The sequence below is a fragment of the Brevundimonas sp. genome (assembly GCF_035999125.1).
Classification (GTDB): domain Bacteria; phylum Pseudomonadota; class Alphaproteobacteria; order Caulobacterales; family Caulobacteraceae; genus Brevundimonas.
The window spans coordinates 134,589-151,530 of the sequence record NZ_DASYGX010000013.1 but is presented as its reverse complement, the minus strand read 5'-3'; the positions used below and the strand labels follow the sequence as shown (position 1 = coordinate 151,530).

Sequence of the window (16,942 nt, the reverse complement as noted above, 5' to 3'; positions counted from 1 at the left end):
TCACTTGGGGTGGATCAGCGCGCCATAATGGAACGGATCGTCGCCTTTGGGCGCTCGGCCGGGTTTAGCGAAGAGACGGTGGAACTGGCCCGTCCAGATCGCGATGCAGGAGTCCTCGCTTGGCCGCAACATGGTCAATCCGACCAGCAGCGCCCGGGGATTGTTCCAGTACACCGAGGGAACATGGAGTGATCGGCATTCCGATCTCGGAGACCGGTTCGATCACGATAATCAGATATTCGCCATGTTTCGAGACTTGGCTGCATATGAGGCGCGCTACGCCGCCGGCCGTTCATCAGGAACTATCCCTTCGGATATGAGCTTTGGTGAGTATGCATATATGAGACACCACGACGGTTGGAACTACTCAGATTTCGAGGCGGAGCTTTTTCATTCATTCATGGACTTCTGCTTGAACAGAATTCCGGTTGAAACGATCACACCTGGCGGGGGCGACACAACCTACATAGTGGAGTTTGAAGATTATTCTTGGTTGGATAACTGGCTCTGGGAGCAGGATCTTCATCGTTTCCGAGCCGGGGAGGGTAGCGTATCCGACCCCGTGGATGTCACAGAAGCTGGCTATGACGGGTGGTTTCTGTGACGCTGTTTACGGTCGGAATTCTATCGCTTGTGATGTCGGGACAAGATGTGTGCCCCTTCGGTCAAGCCACTTATGAAGGTCGGCACGCTGAAGCTTACATACTGGATGTCTCTGCACTCGATAGAGGCGTCGTCATCCGTGTTCGATCCGGCATCACAGGTGCTGACTACGACTTCCTCGTCAACGCTGGGGAGGGTTACTCTACAGCGACGCTCGGAACTCTGCGACCCGATGCGAGCGTGACGCCCATCCCCATCTATGCCTTCACCGACGATATGGACTGGCTAGGCGAGTTCCCGAAGGGCGACGATCCCGCGCCCCGATATCTGGCGGCGCCCGAGCTGGGAAGGGCGCTTTGGTATCAGGCCGAGCAACTGGGCGGTCCGTCCTCGGTTTCGGGACAGCGGGAGTCCCTGCCGCGCACCTTCTTCGTCCTGAAGGCCTGCCGGGAGGCCTGACGCGCTGACGGCCCGCTCCTTGCGGCGTGACGTCCGAAAGGACGTTCCGCCATGGCCCAGGCCCTGATTTCGACCCGAAATGAGACGGTTCCGATCGCGCGGGGCGGCTGGCTGGACGCGCTGCGGTTCATCGTGGCCTTCCTGATCATCCTGCATCACTTTCAGGCGGCGGGGCCGCATGCACTGGCGGAGGTGCTGCATCCGGTGTTCGAGCGCGGCGGCTTCCTGCTGACCAACTTCTTCCTGATCGACAGCGGCTATGTGCTGATGCGGGTCTATCAGGAGGCGCTGCGGCGCGGCGCGATGACGCCCGGCGACTTCGTGCTGAAGCGGGTTTTGCGGGTCGTGCCGGCGCATCTGATGATGGCGCTGGGGCTGGCGGGGCTCGTGATCCTCAGCACCGCGGCCGGCGTGGCGCCGCGCAATCCGGAATGGTTCGACTGGGGCCAGTTCCCGGCCCAGCTTTTCCTGGTGCAAAGCTTCGGCGTCCCCGGTGGTCTGGGCTGGAATGCGCCGACCTGGTCGATCTCGGCCCTGATCGGCTGCTATCTGGCGTTTCCGTGGATCCTGAAGGGGCTGAGCCGCGTCGGAGCGTGGACGGCGCTGGGCCTTGGCGTCGGCGTCTATCTTCTGGCCAATGAGGCCACCTGGGCGGCGCTGGGCCTGCCGGTCTGGCAGATGCCGATGAAGTACGGCTTCATCCGCGCCCTGCCGCTGTTCTTCCTGGGCATGTGCCTGGCGCAATTCGCCTCTCGCGCCTGGATCGCCCCGCGCCTGGCCGGCTGGACGATGATCGCCGCCACGGCCGCCTTCGCCGGGCTGCAATGGGTCGACAAGAACGCCCTGGCCTCGATCGCCTGCATCGGCCTGATCATCCTGGCCGCCGGCGCCATCCCCGTCACCCGCCCGTCGAAATGGGTGGAGAAGGCCGCGCTGGTCAGCTTCTCCATGTTCATCTCGAACGAGGTCGTGCGCATCGCCTGGTTCGGCGCGGTCAACGTGGCCGTCGCCCGCTTCGGCTTGTCCGAGCCGGTCCAGTGGGCGCTGTGGGGCACGGGCGTGCTGGCGGCGGTCGGCTTCGCCTTCGCCTTCCACTTCCTGATCGACGCCCCGCTTCAGGACCGCATCAAGGCGTGGATCAAGGCGCGCCGCCGCGCAAGTCCGACCCCGACCGCGCCTCAGCCGGCCTGATCGGCGGGCTCCTCCGGCGCCGCCTCGGCGGGGGGCGGCGCCTCCCCCCGCGCCTCGGCGATCAGGGTCCGGGCCGCGTCGGCCGCATCGCCGCCGTGCGGGCTGTTGGCCAGCGGCGTCAGCACGGCGAAGGCTTCCGGCAGGCGGCCCGTGGCGATCAGCGCCCGCCCGTAGCCCAGTCGCACGGCCGGCAACTGGGGCGCGCCGTCGAAGGCCGCCTCCCAGGTCAGCATGTCGTTCTCGTTCGGATAGCCGGCCTGGCCCTCGCGCGTCTCTGCGATCAGCAGCAGGGTGAAGTAGTCGTCGGGGTCGATGCGATAGGCCCGCGACAGGAAGCCCCGCGCCTGGCCCAGCAGACTGCGCTTCTGGTCCGCGTCCTCCGCCTCCTCGGCCTGGCGGACGCGCTGGGTGGCCAGGTATTGCAGCGCCTCGTCCGTCTCCGGGGCCAGCTCCAGCACGCGCAGCAGGGTCGTCTCGCCGACGGCGGCGTCGCCCATGTGCAGTTCGGCGTGGCCCAGAACCAGCAGGGCGAACGGGTCGTTCGGCCAGCGCGCGGCCAGACGGCGCACGTCTTCCAGCGCTTCTGTGCGCTGTTCTGCGGTCAGGGGACGCTTGATGCGCTGGCCGATCAGGATCAGGTCACGCGCGGACTCCGGCATTCGCGTGACGGTGATCTCGATCGGGCGATACGCGATCGGAAAGGTCTGGGAATAGATGCTGCCGCGCGCATAGCTGGTCAGGGCCTGCGTCAACTGCGGCAGGGTCAGGCCGGTGGCCTGGGTGATCGCCTCGGCCGGGCCCACGCCCGACGCGACCAGGCGCAGATAGGCGTCCAGCTGCTGCGACCGCTCCGGCGTGGCGAAGAACCAGTGCGTCAGCAGCCACGCGACCGGATAGTAGGTGGCCTGGAACCGGCCGCTGTCGAGCTGCCCGAACCGTTTGGTCAGCAGCGTCTCGATCGGCAGCCAGTCGGCGTTGTTGATCCAGCTGGCGCGGGCCTCGTTGGCCTCGCCCAGGATGAACTCGTCGTCGCGGATGCGCGCCGTCATGACGTATTCCGCCAGGCCCTCGGTCAGCCAGCCGGGATAGGGCGCGTTCAGGTGCTGGAAGAAGAAGTGGTGGGCGTACTCGTGCAGGATCGTCTGGTCGCCGTCGTTGCGGATGGCGACGGCGAAGATGTCCTCCTCATTGGTCGTGTAGAAGCCGGCGACGCCCCGACCTATCCCCGGCGCCACCGCTTCCAGCCCGTCGTGCCGCGACACCAGATAGATCGGCAGCTTGCGCAGGGTCGGCCGGTCGGCCGGGATCCCGAAGCGCAGGCGCAGGATCTGGTCGAACCGCTCCAGCTTGGTGACGAAGGCGCGCAGCGCCCCCTCTCCGCCGTCGGAATAGGCGATGAAATGCTCGCTCTCGGCCTTGAGCCAGGTCTGCGCCCGGGCCGGCTGGGCGAGCAGGCTCGTCGCCGCGACGATCAGCAGGATGAAACGGATCATTGCGGCGTCTCCTCTTCCGCGTCCTCAGGCGTCCCGGGCAGGTCCGCCGTCCGCCGGCCGGCTTCGGCCGCGGCGATCAGTCGGCCCGCCGCCTCGGCCGCTCCGCCGCCGTGGGGCGCGGCCGCCAGCGGGCGCAGCAGGATGATCGCCTCCGGCTGACGATCGACCAGCATCAGGGCCTGCGCCGCGCCGATCCGCGCCTCGGCCAGCTGGGGCGCCAGCTGCACCGCCACGATCCAGGTGTTCAGGTCGTTCATGCTGGGATAGCCGTCCATGCCGATGCGGCTGCGCGCCAGCAGGCCGACGGTGACGTAATCGCTGGGCCGCGCGGCGTTCGCGCGCCCCAGATACCCTCGCGCTTCGCGGGTCAGCGCCGCCGCCTCTTCCGGCGCATCGGCCTCTTCGGCCAGGGACAGGTGGGCTGCGGCGAGCAGTTGCAGGGCTTCCACGTCGTCGGGCCAGCGCGCCACGACGTCGTGAAGCACGTCCTCGCCGACGTCGCGGTCGCCGAAGTGCAGCTCGGCATGTCCCAGGGCGCGGCGGGCCAGCAGGTCGTCCGGATGCCTGGCCGCCGCCGCCCGCACCAGGACCGGCAACTGGGCCCGACGTTCCGGCGTCGACGACGTCTTCAGCGCCTGGTTCAGCAAAAGCAGGTCGTCGGCCGACGCGGGCAGGGTGACGACCTCGAAGCTCGGCGCGGGGACGTCATAGCTCAACCGCACATAGGGCATGGAGCCCCGCAGATGCCGGCGCAGCGCGCGCTCGATCTCGACAAGGGAAAGGCCGGTGACCTCCTCCAGGCTGCGCGCCGGGTCGCCGCCGCGCCCGACGGCCTGCATGTAGGCCGCCATCTGCTCGGGCCGCTCCGACAGCAGCCAGTGGGTCATCAGCCAGGACACGGGATAGAAGGTCGCCCGGTCCTCGGGCCGCCGGATCTCGAAGAACCGCTGCGACAGCAGCCGTTCCAGCGGAATCCATTCCGCGCGCGCCAGCCATTCCAGGGTGCGCGGATCGGGCCGCCCGACCTCGATCACGCCGCCGCCCCGGACCTCAGCGGTCGAATAGTATTCGGCGAACCCCTCCACCAGCCAGGCCGGATAGGCCGCGGCGAAGTTCTGATGCATGAAATGGTGGAAGTATTCGTGGAACAGCACCGCCTCTCCGCCCAGACGCAGGGCGACGGCGTAGGTGTCTTCCTCATTGGCCATGTAGACGCCCGCGACGCCCCTTCTGTCCGCGTCCGGCATGATGACGCGCAGGCCCGCCGCGTCGGTCAGATAGATCGGCAGCCGCCGGGTCGCCGGAACGGCCGGGTCCAGGCCCAGCCGGCTGCGCAGCATGAAGTCGAAGGTCTCCAGCTTGGCGACCCAGTCGCGCAGCTCGCGCTCGGGCCCGTCGCTGTGGACCAGGAAGTTCCGGCTTTCGGCCACCTTCCACCGCGACTGCGCCTGGGCCGGCGCGGCGGCGGACAGGACGCCGAGAATGACGAGGGCGATCGCGGCCCAAAGCGCGGCCAGCCCTCCGCGAGCCGCGCGAGCGGCCAGGATTTGAATGGACATGGACTTCCCCCCGGCGACTGCCCCGGAGACACCCTAACCCCAGCCCTTGCGGGCCGCCAAGCTTGGCCTTGTCAGGCGGCCAGACGGTTCCAGACGGCGAGGTCGGCGGCGACGGGGGTCAGGCCGCCGCGACGGGCCTTGCCGTGCAGCTCGGCCAGAACCGCGTCGGGCAGGGCGCAGAAGCGCGGCTCGACCAGCTCGGGCGGACAGTCGCGCGCGGGCGCGGCGAACAGGGCGGCGTTCAGCCCCGGCTCGCGATCGTGCAGCAGCCAGGCCAGGCGGCGCGCGCGCTGCGGATCGTTGCGGTGCAGCTCCGGATCCTCAGCGAACAGCTCGCAGCCCAGTTCCATGACGTAGTCGAAGCCCAGCTTCTCGAACCGGCGCGCGTCGCCGGGCGTGACCGGGCAGGCCTCGTCCAGGTCGAACACGACGTCGTTCAGAAGAAAGAGCATGCGAACCCACCACCATCACGTCGGGCTCATGTCGGCCCGTCATCGATGAAGATAGGCGCCGCCGCTTGCGGTCCGGTTCACGAACGCGGCTAAGAAAGTGTGATGCTTTCCGGCAGGTTAACCGACCTTCTCGGTCAGGAAGTGGCGGCCCTCGCGGTCCTCGATCTCGACCACCCAAAGGTCGGGATCATAGCCGGCCTGACGTTCGATCCAGGCGTCGACTTCGCTCTCGGCGTCGCTCTCGATCGTCTGAAGCCACAATCGGTCGCCGTCGGGGCCGAAGGCCTCGCTCCATACGCGCGCGCGCCTTTCGGAAGAGTTCCAGACCTTGACCAGCACGGCCCCGGCCCGGGCGTCGCCGCGGCGGGCGACCATGGCCGATGCGCCGCCCAGCTCCGCCCGGCGGATCAGGGCCGCGACCCAGACGTCCGAGGCGATCAGCAATTCATTGACCTTGATTGATGACGGGAGCGGAACGGTTCCCGTGCTCCTATGGCCTCATGAAGCCGAGCCGCCAAGCCCGCATCGCGTCCGTCCTGGTCGCCGCCGTCACGCTGTACGCCGGCGCGGCACAGGCGGCCGATCCGCATTACGACCGCGCCTTCATGCTGGCGGCCGACGCGCGCTGCGGCCTGTTCGCGCCGCCGGTCCGCGCGGCCCTGGCGTCGGCGACGATGCAGGCGCGCGGGGCCCAGCTGCGGGGCGGGGCCACGGCGGTGCAGGCGGCCGAGACCGCCCGCCGCGCCCGCGACCGCGCCGCGACCGTCGCCTGCGCGCACCCGGAGCTGAAGATGGTGGCCGGCCGCGTCGATCAGGCCTTCGCCGGCTGGTCGCGCACGCCGCGCATGGAGTTTCCCGGCCTGACCGCGGGCTGGAGCGTCGATCGCACCGCCTTCGCCGTGACGCGCTGGAATCTGGCCCAGTTCTCCACCGTCGGGGCATCGCCCGTGACCGTCGGGCGGGCATGGGGCCGGCCCGGCCTCAGCGTGACGGTCTCCTTCGTCGGCAAGCCGCGTCCGGTGTCGGCGCGGATCGTCATGCGCGACGGCGCCCGCTTTCCCCACCCCTGGATCGGCGACCGCCCGACCCTCGCGCCCGAGGCCCAACGCCGCGCGGCCTGGGCGGCGGGCGTGACCGAGGCCGAGCGCGGCCTGCTGCGTCCCGGCGCCAAGGCTGGCGAGGTCTGGACCTTCCCCGAGTACGCCGCCCGCCTGCTGGCCGGACTGGACCCCCGCGAGGCCTTCGCGGTGGAGTTCGTCTTCCGCGACGGCAGCGTCGCCCGCGCGCCCTTCGAGGTCGGCGACCTGGCCGCCGCCGAGGCGTTCCTGCGGATGGGGATGCTGTAAGTCCTTCCCCGCTCGCCGGGGAAGGTGGGCTCCGGAGGCGGTCGGATGGGGTGGCTGCATCCACACGCTGACCGTCCAGCGGCCCATCTTCTTTCGACAGCCATCCCATCCGTCTCGCTCCGCGAGCCACCTTCCCCGGCGAGCGGGGAAGGCGCGCGTCACCCTCTCGACGGCATCGGGATGATCTCCGCCCCGCCGTCCGGCGCCGGGGCAGAGACAGGCGCCGCGACGGGCAGGCGCACCGTGGCGGCGGTGCCTTCGCCCAGCGTCGAGTCCAGCGTCAGCCGGCCGCCGTGCAGTTCCGCCAGCGACCGCACCAGCGACAGGCCCAGCCCCGTGCCCCGCGCCCGCTGGTCGCCGTCGCCCGCCTGTTCGAAGGGGCGTCCCAGCCGCTTCAGATCCTCCGGCGCGATGCCGGATCCGGTGTCCGCCACGACCAGCTCCAGATAGGGGCCGATGGCGCCCAGCGTGACGGTCACCGAACCCTCCGGCGGGGTGAACTTCACGGCGTTCGACAGGAGGTTCAGCGCCATCTGCTTCAGCGCGCGTCGGTCGGCCGTGACCGTCAGCGGCTCGGGCGGCAGGACGCCGGTCAGGCTGACGCCCTTGTCGTCCGCCAGCGGCCGGACCAGGGCCATGGCGGCGGCCACGGGATCGCGCGCGTCCAGCACCTCGGGGGTCAGCTGGTATTTCTGGGCCTCGATCTTGGACACGTCGAGCACGTCGTTGATCAGGTCGAGCAGGTGCGCCCCCGCCTCGTGGATCGATGCGGCATAGTCGGCGTAGCGGTCGGGCAGGGGGCCGAACAGGCGCTGGCGCATGATGTCGGCGAAGCCCAGCACGGCGTTCAGCGGCGTGCGCAGCTCATGGGACATGTTGGCCAGGAACCGGCTCTTGGCGCGGTTCTGGGCCTCGGCTTCGGCCCGCGCGGCGTCCAGCGCCACTTCGCGCGCGTGGTCCGCGGTCGTTTCGAACGCCTGGACGATCAGTCTGGGGCCGGACGCGCCCGGATCGTCGAACCGGCGCAGCAGCAAGGTCACTCGCCGGTCCAGCGCGGCGCGGGGCGCGAAGCGGACCGTCGCGGCCGTCCCGGTCAAGGCGCGGTCGATGGCGGCGACCACGGCGGTGCGGTCCGGCGCATGCACGGCGGCGAACAGGCCGCCTTCGAACAGCGGCTCGATCGGCAGGGCGGCCGGCGCGGCGCCGTAGGCGGCCAGCGGCTTGCCGGCGGGATCCAGGATCAGGGTCAGGCCCGGCTGGCCGGCCAGCACGGCCTCGGCCCGGCGCACCCCGCCGCGCGCGCTGCTCAGCCGCACCTCCCTCGCCCGCCACCCCAGCCGCAGCGACAGGACGAAGGCCGACAGGGCTATCAGACCCGCCCCCGCGGCGACCAGGGGCGACGGATCGGGGCTGACGCCATAGACCGCCGCGCCCAGGCCGACGATCACCGCCAGCGCCGACCCCGCCGCGCCCAGCGCCGCCAGCCGCGCGCCGAAGCCGCGTCCGCCGCCCAGCGAGAGCCCGGCCGCCACCGGCATGACCATCAGGCCCGCCAGGTCGCCGCCCAGCCCTCCGCCCAGCAGGGCCGCGACCACCGCCGCCGCGGTCCAGACGCCCAGAATCAGCAGGCGGTGCCCCTGACCGTCGCGCCACAGCAGGGTCAGGCCCATCAGCCCCGGCACCGCCGAGGCCAGCAGGCCCCAGAAGGCCGGGCCGCCCTCGCCGCCCAACCAGCGCAGGCCCAGCGCCAGCACCGCCACGGCCACGGCCCAGCCGGCATGCCAGGCCGCCAGGCCGGGCAGGGCGGGGTCGCCGGCTGCGGGCGCCTTGGGCTCCAGGGAGGGGGCGTCGGGGGTCAAACGGGGCGGAGCTCTGTGACGCCGGGGTGCGGGCGCAAGGGTCGATGTTAGCGACGCGCGCGAGTCGCCGCGACCGCGCTCCCGCGCCGGGGGAACCGAAAGCGGGGACGATCCGTCCGATTGTGGGGATCAGGCCCGGGGACTATGTCCCCGCCATGACCGCCCCGACCTCCTCCATCGACGCGACCCTGGCCGAACTGGTCGAGGAGTTCGACCTGCTGGGCGACTGGGAAGGGCGGATCGAGTACGTCATCGACCTGGGCCGGGGCCTGCCGCCCCTGCCGGAAGCGGCGCGCGTCGAGGCCAACAAGGTGCCCGGCTGCGCCGCCCAGGTCTGGCTGACGTCGGAGCGGGCCGGCGACCGCCTGACCTTCCACGCCGACAGCGACAGCGCCCTGTCGAAAGGCAACGTCGCGCTTCTGCTGAAACTCTATTCCGACCGGACCCCGGCCGAGATCCTGGCCTTCGACGCCCGCGCCGCCCTGGACCGCCTGGGCCTGCCGTCGGCCCTGACCCGACAGCGCGCCAACGGCCTGAACAGCATGGTCGGGCGCATCCGCGAGGAGGCGGCGCGGGCGGCCTAGAAGGCTTTCGGCAGGCCCGCGTCCTTCAGGGTTCCGTTGGCCGTGTGGCGGGACTTGATGTCTCCGTCGACCGTGAACCGTTCGCCGTTGATCGGGCTGAACCAGATCTCATGGTCGCCGCGGCCTTGCCGGTGAAAGGTGCAGCCGGCGGCCGTGAGCAGCCGCTTCACCTCCCTCGTATAACTCAAGCGGCCAGGCTCGCGGACACTCGGGTGCTGGCGTGGGCGACGATCTCGATCGGGATGTCCTGCGCCGGATCGTCGTCCAGCAAATCCTGAACGGCCCCAGGAATGCGCGCGATCAGCCCCTCAAGCGTCGCGGCCTCGATGCGAAGGCCGTGGACGTCGGCGGACTCGGTGATCCACACGCCCGCGTCCGCATCATAGCTGGCCTTGACGACGATCACTCGGTTCATGCTCGGAAACTACCCGATCCCATAGTGCCGCGCCAGCGCCTGGAGGCCGACCTTCAGCAGGTCGCGGGCGCCGCGGCGGCGCAGGCCAAGCGCGCCTTCGGCGGCCTGCAGGGCTGAGCCGCGAACGCAGACGGCCTCGACCAGGGGGCGCAGCCGCGGACCGACGGCGGTCAGGGCCGCCTCCACCCGCCGGCCCGCGCGGTGGGCGTGGTCCTCCGGCTCGAACCGGGCCGCCGATCCGGAGCCGGAGCGGGGCAGGGCGTCCCAGCGCAGGGTCAGCGACGGCCCGGCCTGGGCCGCCTCCGCGTCGCGGGTCAGGCGCTCGCCCGCGGCCCGCTCCGCAGGGCTGAGCCAGGGCCGACCCCGAGCATCCCGCCGCGTGGCCAGCCAGGCGATGGCGGTGGGGGCCAGATTGGCGCGGCGGCGGCGGCTCGTGCCGTCGGCCTCAATGATCTCCCGCTCTCCCTCGACGGCGCCCGGGCGACCGGATCGGTCGGGCGCCGTCGTCGGCCCGGTCCGTGCGATCCAGCCGCCGCCCCGGCGAACCTTCAGGCCGGGATCGACCGTCAGTTCCCGGAAGACGGCCTCGTCGATCGCCAGATGCACCCGCGCCCGCCGATCGGGCCCCAGCCGCAGGCCATATCCGCCGGCGATCTCGTCCAGCCACGCGCCGGACCGGGTCATCAAGCTCCGCGCCCTCACCGCCCGTCCCATCAGGCCATCTCCAGCTCGGGGCCGTCGAAGGCCGCGCGCATCAGGACTTCCAGGCGGTCCACGGCGTCGTCGAACCGGCCGGCGTCGCGCGCGTCCTCGGCCCAACGGCAGGCGGCGGTCGCGGTGCCGCGGGTGACGCCGAAGGCGTGGGCGACGCGGTCCAGCGTCCAGCCGTGCCCGACGTGGGCCAGATACAGCGCCAGCCAGCGCGCCTTGCAGGCGGGCGTTCCCCGCCGCCCGCTGGCCACCGCCTCCGGCGCCTCTCCGGTCACGGCCGCCGCCAGATGCAGCGCCAATCCGGCCCGGGCCCGGTCGCCCCCCCTCACCGCCACGCGATACGCTCCCACGCCCTGTCCTTCCCTGATCCCGTCCGCCGATCCACATCGACACGAGATAGGAAAATAGTCCTGACATGCGTCAGTTTCGGTCGCAGAGGCGACGGCGGAGAAGAAAAGTCGCAGCCGCTTGACGGAGGACTCTCGACGCCGATTCGCAAATCAGCCTACGATTCGGCTCAATCGGGGCGTTAAGGGTTCTTAAGCATTTGGACGATTAACGTCCGAACAAGGTTACCCGGCGTTCGCGCCGAACGATCACGGCCAAGCTTCGCCTGGAGGGGCATGAATGCGCGTTCTGCTTATCGAAGACGATCACGCGACCGCGCAGAGCATCGAGCTGATGCTGAAGTCGGAAGGCTTCAACGTCTACACGACCGACCTCGGCGAGGAAGGCATCGATCTGGGCAAGATCTATGACTACGACATGATCATGCTCGATCTGAACCTGCCCGACATGAACGGCATCGAGGTGCTGCGTCAGCTCCGGGTGGGCAAGGTCAACACGCCGGTGATGATCCTGTCGGGCTCGACCGAGATCGAGACCAAGGTCAAGACCTTCGGCGGCGGCGCCGACGACTATCTGACCAAGCCCTTCCACAAGGACGAGCTGGTGGCCCGCACCCATGCGGTGGTCCGCCGGTCCAAGGGCCACGCCCAGGCCATCATCACCACCGGCGAGATCGCGGTGAACCTGGACGCCAAGACGGTGGAGGTCGACGGCCATCGCGTCCACCTGACCGGCAAGGAATATCAGATGCTGGAGCTGCTCTCCCTGCGGAAGGGCACCACCCTGACCAAGGAAATGTTCCTGAACCACCTGTACGGCGGCATGGACGAGCCCGAGCTGAAGATCATCGACGTCTTCATCTGCAAGCTGCGCAAGAAGCTGGCGACGGCGGCGAACGGCAAGCACTACATCGAGACGGTCTGGGGCCGCGGCTACGTCCTGCGCGACCCGGCCGAAAGTTCCAGCTCCGTCAGCGCCGCGGCCTGATCCCCTTCACCGCGACCTGACCTTGATGCGCCCGCCGGCTGGTCCGGCGGGCGTTTCCGCGTGTGGCGTCTTTGACCTATGGCGAACGGTGTTCTACCGATTTACCGTGGGGCAGACGGCAGATTCCGACATGATCACCGCCAAACTAATCGACGCGGTTTATGAGGCCGGCGCCATTCCTGAACTTTGGCCGCGCGCTTTCGAAGAGATCGGTCGCAGTTTCGGAACCGCCGGCGGTCTGCTGTTCGTCGTTTCCGAAGCCGGCATGGAGTGGACGGGCGGGGGCGGCGTCGCGGACTATTTCCCCAGCTTTCTGGCAGGCGAGGGCATGCGGCTGAACGATCGCCCGCAGCGCCTGATCGGAATGCGGCACATGGGCTTCGTTGCGGACTTCCATACGCAGGCCGAGATAGATTCCCTGCCAATGTACACGGAGCACTTGGCGCCGCTCGGCTACTGCTATCCCGCCGGCACCGCTGCACCAGGACTGGACGGCACGACCTTTGTGTTCAGCGTGGAGGGGTTCGACTCTCTGGAAGCGGCACGCGCGGCGGTTCCGGCTCTCGATCAACTCAGACCCCATTTCGCGCGCGCGGCGTCGACGTCCGCTCAGCTGGGGGTGGCGCGGGCGAAGGCCACGGTCGAGGCGTTGGCGACCTTGGGCGCCGCCGCTGCCGTTGTCGGACGCGGTCGCCGCCTGGTCGCTGCGAACGAACCGTTTGAGAGAGAGTTAGGCGGGCGAATCTTCGATCGCAGAACCGGAGTGGAGTTGTTCGACGCCACGGCGGGGGCGCGTTTGCGGGAAACCTTGGACCGCATCGATTGGGGACATAAGGCCGGTTGTTCGATAGCGCTTCGCGGCAAGGAAGAGGCGAAGCCGGCCGTCCTTCACGTCGCGCCCATGCCCGGCAGGGCTCGCGACATCTTTTCCGGCGGACTGGCCTTGCTCACCTTGGCCAGCGGCCGAGATCGCCCCCTGCTTGGCGACGGCGTGCTGGAGGCGCTCTTCGATCTGACCCCAGCCGAGGCCAGATTAGCGCGAGCACTGGCGGCGGGCGAGACCTTGGGGACCGCCTCGGCGGAGCGTGGTGTGTCGATCGAAACGAGCCGCGTCCACCTCAAGCGAATCTTCGACAAGGTCGGAACGTCACGCCAGACGGAACTGATTGCCCTGCTTCGGGATCTGTCCGCATCGACCGAGCAGACTGCGTAACCCGAACTGGTGACGCCGCCGGCGTGGTCGCGCTTCAAACATCTCCTTCAGGCGGGCTGGCAGTCGGGCTGGCCCGCGAGGGAGGGAAACATGGCGAGAAGTCTGATTGTGGGAGCGACCTGCCTCGCTCTGTCGGGTTGCGCGAGCTGGGAGCAGTTTGACGCTGGATTGATGGCCGTCATCGATGCCGCCGCAGCCTATGACGCCATCGAGAACGGCTCCACATACACGCCCGTGACGCCGGCCTATGCGCCAGTTCGACCGGCCGGCGGGGCGGGCACGCCTGCAACGGCCGGCACTGGCCGCACTTCGTCCGACTGGGAGCCGCAGGCCGCGGCAGCAGGGTCGCCCACGGTTTCGAGTCCGGCAAGCGCAGCCGCTGCCACGGCAGACAGGCGAAGAACTTACCCGTCCATGCGCCAGTGCGTCTCTCTGGTTCCCTCCGGACACGGCGGAAGTTGGACGACCGCGTCGCGCAACACGTGCTCCGAGACGATCGAGTTTCACTACTGCGTTCCAAATGGCGAGGCGCTCTGGCGGTGTGATCCGGCTCTCAACTACTGGAAGGGAGCACATACTCTTGCTCCGGGTGAAACAGAGACGATCCCCGTTTCGACTGCCAATGGTCAGATCGCTTGGGCAGCTTGTCCCCGTGGCCGGTATCCCAGATACAATGGGTCTGGTTACGACTGTACCTGACCCACTGACCCGACGCGCTCCGCCGGCTGGTCCGGCGGGCGTTCTTGTGTTTCAGGGATAGATCATCGGCGCGGCGATCGCCGCGTCGCCCGACACCGCCACCTTGTGGGCGGCGAAGGTCGGCATGCCCATCAGCGGGCCGCTCAGGTTGGAGAAGGCATAACCCTCCGCCGGCATGTAGCCGTTCATGTCGAACTGATCGTTCGAGTTCTCGTCGTGCATGACCATCAGGGCCCAGTCGCCGGCCGGGACGTCCTCGAACGTCAGCGTGACCGTGCCTGCGACCGCCTCCGCCCGGGCGCCGTGCTCGGGCTCACCGCGCATGAAGGTGTTCGGGCCGGCCAGGCTGGCCAGAATCTGGCCGCCGCGAGCCTCGACCCCGGTCAGGGTGACGGTCACGTCGACGTTCTGGGCAAAGGCGGGCGCGGCGAGGGCGGTCAGGGCGAGGGCGCCCACAAGCGTCAGGGTCTTCATGGCGATCTCCGTAGGTTGGAAGTACTTTGTATAGCAAAGTACGCGGTATTGCAATGACCCTGATCCGCGTCGCGCTCCGACCGCGATCCGAAATCTCCGTCGCCGTCGAGGTTTCGTTTGAGGGCTGCGCCCCGTAAGGGTGTGCCTTCGTTTCACTGTCGGCTATCAAGCGGGCTGTAACCGCTTACAAGAGATGCTTCCGTCCATGTCCACCGCCGCGTCGATCCGTTCCGAAGCGCCGCAGGCCCTCGTGGGCGCGGGCCTCCCTCGGGGTCGTGAGGCCGGCACGCCGGAGGGGATCGAGGCCCTGATCGCGGCGATGACGCCGGAGGAGAAGGCCGGGCAGCTGACGATCATGCCGGCCGCCAAGGCCCCCGCCCTGGCCGAGGCCGCCAATCCCGCCGCCATGGCCGCCGGCATGGCGGACCAGGAACAGGCCGTGCGCGGCGGCCTTCTGGGCGGCGTGTTCAACGGCGACGACGCCGCCTGGCACCGCCGCATGCAGCAGGTCGCGGTGCACGAGAGCCGGCTGGGCGTCCCCCTGCTGTTCGCCGCCGACGTGATCCACGGCTTCCGCACCATCTTCCCCGTTCCCCTGGCCGAGGCCGCGGCCTTCGACCCGGACCTGGCGCGTCGCACCGCGCGGGCGGCGGCCGAGGAGGCGACCGCCGTAGGTCTGGCCTGGAACTTCGCCCCCATGGTCGACGTCTCGCGCGACGCCCGCTGGGGCCGGGGCGTGGAGGGCGCGGGCGAGGACGTTCTGCTGGGCTGCCTGCTGGCCGCCGCGCGCGTCGAGGGATTCCAGGGCACGGGCCTGGACGATCCGTCGGCCATGATGGCCACGCCCAAGCATCTGGCCGCCTATGGCGCGGCGACGGCGGGGCTGGACTATGCCGGCGCCGAGGTCTCCGAGCGCAGCCTGCGCGAGATCTATTTCCCGCCCTTCCAGTCGGCCTTCGCGGCGGGCGCGCCGTCGACCATGGCCGCGTTCAACGACGTCGCCGGCGTGCCGTGTCATGCCAATCCCTGGCTGATGAAGTCGGTCCTGCGGGGCGAATGGGGCTTCGACGGCCTGGTCGTGTCCGACTACACCGGCGACTTCGAACTGGTCGCCCACGGCGTGGCGGAAGACGAGCGCGACGCCGCCCGTCTGGCCTTCGACGGCGGCGTGGACATGAGCATGTCCAGCGGTCTCTACGCCCGCTTCCTGCCCGACCTGGTCCGCTCGGGCGCGGTGTCCGAGGCCGCGGTGGACGCCGCGGTGCGTCGGGTGCTGCGGCTGAAGGCGGCGCTGGGCCTGTTCGCCGATCCGTTCGACCGCCTGAGGCCCGAGCGCGAGGCGCCCGATCATGCGCCGACGCATCGCGGGCTGGCGCGCGAGACGGCGCGCAGGTCGCTGGTCCTGCTGAAGAACGAGGGCGGTCTGCTGCCCCTGCCGCGCGACCGCAGGATCGCCCTGATCGGTCCCTTCGCGTCCGGGCACGACCATCTGAACGGGCCCTGGGTCCTGTTCGGCGACCCGCAGCAGGCGATCTCCGTCGAGGACGGCCTGCGCGCCGTCATGGCCGATCCCCGGGCGCTGACCCTGGCGCGCGGCTGCGAGGCGGAAGCGGAACTTCCCGGCGGCGTCGACGCGGCGGTGGCCGCGGCCCGCGCCGCCGACGTCGTCGTCCTGGTCGTGGGCGAGGGCGAGCGCATGTCGGGCGAGGCCCAGTCGCGCCTGGACATCGGCCTGCCGGAACCGCAGCGCGCGCTGGTCGAGGCGGTGCGCGCGGTCGGCAAGCCGACGGTGCTGATTCTGAAATGCGGACGCGCCATGACGCTCGACGCCGCCTCCGAAGGGTCGGAGGCCCTGTTGGTCGCCTGGTTCCTGGGGGTCGAGACGGGCACGGCCCTGGCCGACGTCCTGTTCGGCGATCATGCGCCGTCGGGCCGCCTGCCGGTCAGCTTCCCCCGCCACGTCGGCCAGTCGCCTTTCCACTATGACCGTAAGGTCACCGGACGCCCGCCGCTGTCGCTGCGGCACGGCGAGGAGTTCAAGGCCCGATATCGCGAGAGCCTGAACGTCGCCGCCTGGCCCTTCGGCCACGGCCTGACCTACGGCGATGTGACCTATGCCGATCTGGACGTCGGCGACGGCCGCATGGACTGGGACGGGTCTCTGGAGGTCTCCGCCAAGATCTCGAACCGGGGCGACCGCGCCGCGACCGAACTGGTCCAGCTCTACGTCCACGACCGCGCCGCCAGCGTGACCCGGCCGATCCGCCAGCTGAAGGGCTTCCGGCGCGTGACCCTCGCGCCCGGCGCGTCGGAGCGCGCGACCTTCACCCTGACCCGCGCCGACCTGACCTTCGTCGGTCCGGACCTGACCTGGATCGCCGAGCCGGGCCGCTTCGCGGTTTGGATCGCGCCGAACGCCGAGGCGGGGATTGAGGGCGAGTTCGAGCTTCTGAAGCCCTGATCCCTTTGGGCCGGCCTGCCGCCGCCATTCAAAAAACGGCGGTGTTTGACAGCTTGGGCGCGGCCCATATGGTGAAGCTTGCCGAACG

18 protein-coding genes are annotated in these 16,942 nt (G+C 69.8%); 8 read left to right on the top strand and 10 right to left on the bottom strand.

The genetic code is table 11. The features are described 5' to 3' along the window. Positions 1-103: 103 nt before the first annotated feature. The 3 genes from VGN45_RS12040 to VGN45_RS12030 all read left to right on the top strand — a co-directional run bounded on the left by VGN45_RS12040 (position 104) and on the right by VGN45_RS12030 (position 2,253). Positions 104-604 carry a hypothetical protein gene (locus VGN45_RS12040; protein ID WP_327462766.1) on the top strand — a complete coding sequence of 167 codons (501 nt, stop codon included), beginning with the start codon at positions 104-106 and terminating at the stop codon, positions 602-604. A 239-nt stretch (positions 605-843) separates the two neighbouring features. Then, positions 844-1,062 (top strand): hypothetical protein, encoded by a 219-nt coding sequence (locus tag VGN45_RS12035; RefSeq protein ID WP_327462764.1) that lies wholly within the window; start codon positions 844-846, stop codon positions 1,060-1,062. Positions 1,063-1,113: 51 nt separating this feature from the next. Further along, a complete protein-coding gene (locus VGN45_RS12030; protein WP_327462762.1) occupies positions 1,114-2,253 on the top strand; it encodes an acyltransferase in 1,140 nt (379 codons plus the stop codon). Here VGN45_RS12030 and VGN45_RS12025 read toward each other — a convergent pair. The 4 genes from VGN45_RS12025 to VGN45_RS12010 all read right to left on the bottom strand — a co-directional run bounded on the left by VGN45_RS12025 (position 2,241) and on the right by VGN45_RS12010 (position 6,201). Further along, positions 2,241-3,746 (bottom strand): hypothetical protein, encoded by a 1,506-nt coding sequence (locus VGN45_RS12025; RefSeq protein ID WP_327462759.1) that lies wholly within the window; start codon positions 3,744-3,746, stop codon positions 2,241-2,243. The two genes, VGN45_RS12030 and VGN45_RS12025, sit on opposite strands and share 13 nt — an antisense overlap. After that, positions 3,743-5,305, bottom strand: coding sequence for a DUF1570 domain-containing protein (locus VGN45_RS12020; protein WP_327462757.1), 1,563 nt, complete (start codon positions 5,303-5,305; stop codon positions 3,743-3,745). Before VGN45_RS12020 ends, VGN45_RS12025 begins: the two co-directional genes overlap by 4 nt. A gap of 71 nt (positions 5,306-5,376) precedes the next feature. Beyond that, positions 5,377-5,757, bottom strand: coding sequence for a hypothetical protein (locus VGN45_RS12015; protein WP_327462755.1), 381 nt, complete (start codon positions 5,755-5,757; stop codon positions 5,377-5,379). 117 nt (positions 5,758-5,874) lie between these two features. Further along, positions 5,875-6,201, bottom strand: a complete 327-nt coding sequence (locus VGN45_RS12010) for a DUF1491 family protein (protein ID WP_327462753.1) — start codon at positions 6,199-6,201, stop codon at positions 5,875-5,877. Positions 6,202-6,257: 56 nt separating this feature from the next. On the opposite strand from VGN45_RS12010, the gene VGN45_RS12005 reads away from it, so the two are divergent. Beyond that, positions 6,258-7,103, top strand: coding sequence for a hypothetical protein (locus VGN45_RS12005; protein ID WP_327462751.1), 846 nt, complete (start codon positions 6,258-6,260; stop codon positions 7,101-7,103). Positions 7,104-7,261: 158 nt separating this feature from the next. Here VGN45_RS12005 and VGN45_RS12000 read toward each other — a convergent pair whose 3' ends face one another. Next, the gene (locus VGN45_RS12000) at positions 7,262-8,962 is read right to left on the bottom strand and encodes a HAMP domain-containing sensor histidine kinase (protein WP_327462749.1); all 1,701 of its coding nucleotides are present in this window, start codon (positions 8,960-8,962) and stop codon (positions 7,262-7,264) included. A 155-nt stretch (positions 8,963-9,117) separates the two neighbouring features. Between VGN45_RS12000 and VGN45_RS11995 the strand changes: the two genes are divergently transcribed. Further along, positions 9,118-9,546, top strand: coding sequence for a SufE family protein (locus tag VGN45_RS11995; RefSeq protein ID WP_327462747.1), 429 nt, complete (start codon positions 9,118-9,120; stop codon positions 9,544-9,546). Here VGN45_RS11995 and VGN45_RS11990 read toward each other — a convergent pair. The 4 genes from VGN45_RS11990 to VGN45_RS11975 are packed head-to-tail and all read right to left on the bottom strand — an operon-like array spanning position 9,543 to position 11,022. Beyond that, positions 9,543-9,716, bottom strand: a complete 174-nt coding sequence (locus VGN45_RS11990; RefSeq protein ID WP_327462745.1) for a type II toxin-antitoxin system HicA family toxin — start codon at positions 9,714-9,716, stop codon at positions 9,543-9,545. The two genes, VGN45_RS11995 and VGN45_RS11990, sit on opposite strands and share 4 nt — an antisense overlap. Positions 9,717-9,730: 14 nt before the next feature. Next, the gene (locus tag VGN45_RS11985) at positions 9,731-9,961 is read right to left on the bottom strand and encodes a DUF1902 domain-containing protein (RefSeq protein ID WP_327462743.1); all 231 of its coding nucleotides are present in this window, start codon (positions 9,959-9,961) and stop codon (positions 9,731-9,733) included. A gap of 9 nt (positions 9,962-9,970) precedes the next feature. Continuing rightward, positions 9,971-10,645 (bottom strand): DUF6456 domain-containing protein, encoded by a 675-nt coding sequence (locus VGN45_RS11980; protein ID WP_327462741.1) that lies wholly within the window; start codon positions 10,643-10,645, stop codon positions 9,971-9,973. Positions 10,646-10,674: 29 nt separating this feature from the next. Then, the gene (locus VGN45_RS11975) at positions 10,675-11,022 is read right to left on the bottom strand and encodes a chromosomal replication initiator DnaA (protein ID WP_327462739.1); all 348 of its coding nucleotides are present in this window, start codon (positions 11,020-11,022) and stop codon (positions 10,675-10,677) included. Positions 11,023-11,299: 277 nt separating this feature from the next. Here VGN45_RS11975 and ctrA point away from each other — a divergent pair, with 277 nt between their 5' ends. Both ctrA and VGN45_RS11965 read left to right on the top strand, forming a co-directional pair. Next, the gene (gene ctrA / locus VGN45_RS11970) at positions 11,300-12,007 is read left to right on the top strand and encodes a response regulator transcription factor CtrA (RefSeq protein ID WP_327462737.1); all 708 of its coding nucleotides are present in this window, start codon (positions 11,300-11,302) and stop codon (positions 12,005-12,007) included. Positions 12,008-12,137: 130 nt separating this feature from the next. Then, positions 12,138-13,220 carry a helix-turn-helix transcriptional regulator gene (locus VGN45_RS11965; RefSeq protein WP_327462735.1) on the top strand — a complete coding sequence of 361 codons (1,083 nt, stop codon included), beginning with the start codon at positions 12,138-12,140 and terminating at the stop codon, positions 13,218-13,220. Between the two features lie 750 nt (positions 13,221-13,970). Here VGN45_RS11965 and VGN45_RS11960 read toward each other — a convergent pair. After that, positions 13,971-14,393: a DUF2141 domain-containing protein gene (locus VGN45_RS11960; RefSeq protein ID WP_327462733.1), complete on the bottom strand. Its 423-nt coding sequence runs from the start codon at positions 14,391-14,393 to the stop codon at positions 13,971-13,973. Positions 14,394-14,598: 205 nt separating this feature from the next. Between VGN45_RS11960 and VGN45_RS11955 the strand changes: the two genes are divergently transcribed. Next, the gene (locus tag VGN45_RS11955; RefSeq protein WP_327462731.1) at positions 14,599-16,854 is read left to right on the top strand and encodes a glycoside hydrolase family 3 N-terminal domain-containing protein; all 2,256 of its coding nucleotides are present in this window, start codon (positions 14,599-14,601) and stop codon (positions 16,852-16,854) included. Positions 16,855-16,942: the final 88 nt, after the last annotated feature.

What these genes read in the sequence shown, in the direction of transcription:
- VGN45_RS12040 (WP_327462766.1), top strand. Translation starts at nt 104, where the DNA reads ATGCAGGAGTCCTCGCTTGGCCGCAACATGGTCAATCCGACCAGCAGC.
- VGN45_RS12030 (WP_327462762.1), top strand. Translation starts at nt 1,114, where the DNA reads ATGGCCCAGGCCCTGATTTCGACCCGAAATGAGACGGTTCCGATCGCG.
- VGN45_RS12025 (WP_327462759.1), bottom strand. Translation starts at nt 3,746, where the DNA reads ATGATCCGTTTCATCCTGCTGATCGTCGCGGCGACGAGCCTGCTCGCC.
- VGN45_RS12020 (WP_327462757.1), bottom strand. Translation starts at nt 5,305, where the DNA reads ATGTCCATTCAAATCCTGGCCGCTCGCGCGGCTCGCGGAGGGCTGGCC.
- VGN45_RS12015 (WP_327462755.1), bottom strand. Translation starts at nt 5,757, where the DNA reads ATGCTCTTTCTTCTGAACGACGTCGTGTTCGACCTGGACGAGGCCTGC.
- VGN45_RS12005 (WP_327462751.1), top strand. Translation starts at nt 6,258, where the DNA reads ATGAAGCCGAGCCGCCAAGCCCGCATCGCGTCCGTCCTGGTCGCCGCC.
- VGN45_RS11995 (WP_327462747.1), top strand. Translation starts at nt 9,118, where the DNA reads ATGACCGCCCCGACCTCCTCCATCGACGCGACCCTGGCCGAACTGGTC.
- VGN45_RS11985 (WP_327462743.1), bottom strand. Translation starts at nt 9,961, where the DNA reads ATGAACCGAGTGATCGTCGTCAAGGCCAGCTATGATGCGGACGCGGGC.
- VGN45_RS11980 (WP_327462741.1), bottom strand. Translation starts at nt 10,645, where the DNA reads ATGACCCGGTCCGGCGCGTGGCTGGACGAGATCGCCGGCGGATATGGC.
- ctrA (WP_327462737.1), top strand. Translation starts at nt 11,300, where the DNA reads ATGCGCGTTCTGCTTATCGAAGACGATCACGCGACCGCGCAGAGCATC.
- VGN45_RS11965 (WP_327462735.1), top strand. Translation starts at nt 12,138, where the DNA reads ATGATCACCGCCAAACTAATCGACGCGGTTTATGAGGCCGGCGCCATT.
- VGN45_RS11960 (WP_327462733.1), bottom strand. Translation starts at nt 14,393, where the DNA reads ATGAAGACCCTGACGCTTGTGGGCGCCCTCGCCCTGACCGCCCTCGCC.
- VGN45_RS11955 (WP_327462731.1), top strand. Translation starts at nt 14,599, where the DNA reads ATGTCCACCGCCGCGTCGATCCGTTCCGAAGCGCCGCAGGCCCTCGTG.